The sequence below is a fragment of the Streptomyces sp. CNH189 genome (assembly GCF_000527195.1).
Window position 1 is genome coordinate 1 of record NZ_AZUS01000052.1, and the last position, 3,299, is coordinate 3,299.

General features: G+C 72.3%; 3 protein-coding genes and 2 pseudogenes. All 5 read left to right on the top strand.

All coding sequences use genetic code 11. The features are described 5' to 3' along the window. Positions 1–312: pseudogene (locus tag B100_RS0133440) on the top strand (phosphocholine cytidylyltransferase family protein); the annotation flags it as partial. Beyond that, positions 300–1,361: an iron-containing alcohol dehydrogenase family protein gene (locus B100_RS0133445; RefSeq protein WP_024888681.1), complete on the top strand. Its 1,062-nt coding sequence runs from the start codon at positions 300–302 to the stop codon at positions 1,359–1,361. The pseudogene B100_RS0133440 and the gene B100_RS0133445, both read left to right, overlap by 13 nt. After that, positions 1,339–2,118 (top strand): CDP-alcohol phosphatidyltransferase family protein, encoded by a 780-nt coding sequence (locus B100_RS0133450; protein ID WP_199785320.1) that lies wholly within the window; start codon positions 1,339–1,341, stop codon positions 2,116–2,118. Before B100_RS0133445 ends, B100_RS0133450 begins: the two co-directional genes overlap by 23 nt. Positions 2,119–2,126: 8 nt before the next feature. After that, positions 2,127–2,999, top strand: coding sequence for a glycosyltransferase family 2 protein (locus tag B100_RS0133455; protein WP_486585775.1), 873 nt, complete (start codon positions 2,127–2,129; stop codon positions 2,997–2,999). A 94-nt stretch (positions 3,000–3,093) separates the two neighbouring features. Continuing rightward, positions 3,094–3,299, top strand: a pseudogene (locus B100_RS0133460) (ABC transporter permease); the annotation flags it as partial.

Below are 3,299 nucleotides of genomic sequence, written 5' to 3' on the forward strand. Positions count from 1 at the left end.
GACGAGGAGATGAAGGTCGTCGTCGACCCCGGGAAGGGGATGACGCGGATCACGAAGCTGATGGACCCGGCGGAGGCGACGGGCGAGTACATCGGCGTGACGCTGATCGAGGGCGAGGCCGCGGAGGCGCTGGCGGACGCGTTGAAGGCGACGTTCGAGCGGGACCCGCAGCTGTACTACGAGGACGGCTACCAGGAACTGGTGAACCGGGGCTTCCGGATCGACGTGGCGCCGATCGGTGACGTCCCGTGGGTCGAGATCGACAACCACGACGACCTCGCCCGTGGACGGGAGATCGCGTGCCAGTACTGACCCGGCTCATCCCCTCGCCGGTCGTCGTCGACATCCGCCCCGGCGCCCTCGACGACCTGGCCTGTGTCCTCGCCGACGAGCGCATCTCGCAGTCCGGCCGGCTCGCCATCGCCGTCAGCGGCGGCTCCGGCGCCCGGCTGCGCGACCGCATCGCGCCGTCGCTGCCCGGCGCCGACTGGTTCGAGGTCGACGGCGGCACCATCGACGACGCGGTCCGGCTGGCGGGCGCCATCCGCGGCGGCCGCTACGACGCGGTGGTCGGCCTCGGCGGCGGGAAGATCATCGACTGCGCCAAGTTCGCCTCGGCGCGCGTCGGCCTGCCCCTGGTCGCGGTCGCCACCAACCTGGCGCACGACGGCCTGTGCTCGCCGGTCGCGACCCTCGACAACGACGCCGGCCGCGGCTCCTACGGCGTGCCGAACCCGATCGCGGTCGTGATCGACCTCAACGTCATCCGCGAGGCCCCGGTCCGGTTCGTGCGCTCCGGCATCGGCGACGTCGTCTCCAACATCTCCGCCGTCGCGGACTGGGAGCTGTCCCACCGCGTCAACGGCGAGAAGGTCGACGGACTCGCCGCCGCCATGGCCCGCCAGGCCGGCGAGGCCGTGCTCCGCCACCCCGGCGGCGTCGACGACGACGGCTTCCTCCAGGTGCTGGCCGAGGCGCTGGTCCTCACCGGCATCTCCATGTCCGTCTCGGGTGACTCCCGGCCCTCCTCCGGCGCCTGCCACGAGATCAACCACGCCTTCGACCTGCTCTACCCGCAGCGCGCCGCCGCCCACGGCGAGCAGTGCGGACTGGGCGCCGCCTTCGCGATGTACCTGCGCGGCGCGCACGAGGAGTCGGCGGCCATGGCCGGGGTCCTGCGCCGGCACGGGCTGCCGGTGCTGCCCGAGGAGATCGGGTTCTCCGTCGACGAGTTCGTCCGCGTCGTCGAGTACGCCCCCGAGACCCGCCCCGGCCGCTTCACCATCCTCGAACATCTCGCCCTGACCACCGAACAGATCAAGGACGTCTACGCCGACTATGTCAAGGCCATCGGTAGCTGAACTCCGTCCGGTCGTGCACCCCGCGGGGGTCAAGGACCGGCGCAGCGGTGAGCACTGGATGGGACGCCTCTACATGCGTGAGGTGTCCCTGCGGGTGGACCGCTACCTGGTGAACACCCGGGTCACCCCCAACCAGCTCACGTATCTGATGACCGTCTGCGGTGTCCTCGCGGCCCCCGCCCTGCTGGTGCCCGGCATCACGGGCGCGGTCCTCGGGGTGGTCGCGGTCCAGCTGTACCTGCTGCTGGACTGCGTCGACGGCGAGATCGCCCGCTGGCGGAAGCAGTACTCGCTCGGCGGGGTCTACCTGGACCGGGTCGGGGCCTACCTGACCGACGCCGCCGTGCTGGTCGGCCTCGGCCTGCGCGCCGCCGACCTGTGGGGCACCGGCCGCATCGACTGGCTGTGGGCCTTCCTCGGCACCCTCGCCGCGCTCGGCGCGATACTCGTGAAGGCGGAGACCGACCTGGTCGGGGTCGCCCGCCACCAGAACGGCCTGCCGCCGGTGAAGGAGTCCGCCGCCGAGCCGCGCTCCTCCGGCATGGCGCTCGCCCGCCGGGCCGCCGCCGCCCTGAAGTTCCACCGGCTGATCCTCGGCATAGAGGCGTCCCTGCTGATCCTGGTCCTCGCGATCGTGGACTCCGCCCGGGGCGACCTGTTCTTCACCCGGCTCGGCACCGCCGTCCTGGCCGGGATCGCCCTGCTGCAGACCGTGCTGCACCTCGTGTCCGTCCTCGTCTCCAGCAGGCTGAAGTGAGCGCCGGCATGAAGGTCGGCGCGGTGATCATCACCATGGGCAACCGCCCCGACGAACTGCGTGCCCTGCTCGACTCGGTCGCCAAGCAGGACGGCGACCCCGTCCAGGTCGTCGTCGTCGGCAACGGCGCCCCCGTGCCCGACGTCCCCGAAGGCGTACGGACCGTCGAGCTGCCCGAGAACCTGGGCATCCCCGGCGGGCGCAACGTCGGCATCGAGGCCTTCGGGCCCAGCGGCCGGGACGTCGACATCCTGCTCTTCCTCGACGACGACGGCCTGCTCGCGCACACCGACACCGCCGAGCTGTGCCGGAAGGCGTTCGCGGAGGACCCGTCGCTCGGCATCATCAGCTTCCGCATCGCCGACCCGGACACCGGCGTCACCCAGCGCCGGCACGTGCCGCGGCTGCGTGCCTCCGACCCGATGCGCTCCTCGCGGGTGACCACCTTCCTCGGCGGCGCCAACGCGGTGCGCACCCAGGTCATCGCCGAGGTCGGCGGCCTGCCCGGCGAGTTCTTCTACGCGCATGAGGAGACCGACCTGGCCTGGCGCGCCCTCGACGCCGGCTGGATGATCGACTACCGGTCCGACATGGTGCTGTACCACCCGACGACCGCCCCCTCGCGGCACGCGGTCTACCACCGGATGGTGGCCCGCAACCGCGTCTGGCTCGCCCGGCGCAACCTGCCCGCCCCGCTCGTCCCGGTGTACCTGGGCGTCTGGCTGCTGCTGACCCTGCTGCGCCGCCCCTCGGGCCCCGCGCTCAAGGCGTGGTTCGGCGGCTTCCGTGAGGGGTGGAGCACCTCCTGCGGCCCCCGCCGGCCCATGAAGTGGCGTACGGTGTGGCGGCTGACCCGACTGGGCCGGCCCCCGGTGATCTGACAAGCTTCGAGTCCGGGGACCGGGCCCCACCCCGGTCCCGGCTCCTGGCAGGCCCGCTCGGGCCACGCACATCGAGGACGAAAGTTATCCACCAGTGAGTGAGACAACGCACGACGGCACGGTCGCGGTGACCGCGCCCGTGTCGCCCGACGAGGGCCTCTCGGCGGCCGAGCTGGCCGCCAAGTACGGGCTGTCCGTCAGCGGGGCCCGCCCGCCTCTCGGCGCGTACGTCCGTCAGCTGTGGGGCAGGCGGCACTTCATCCTGGCCTTCTCGCAGGCCAAGCTCACCGCCCAGTACAG

Coding starts and splice junctions, on each gene's coding strand:
- B100_RS0133450 (WP_199785320.1), top strand. CDS start 1,339: ATGTCAAGGCCATCGGTAGCTGAACTCCGTCCGGTCGTGCACCCCGCG.
- B100_RS0133455 (WP_486585775.1), top strand. CDS start 2,127: ATGAAGGTCGGCGCGGTGATCATCACCATGGGCAACCGCCCCGACGAA.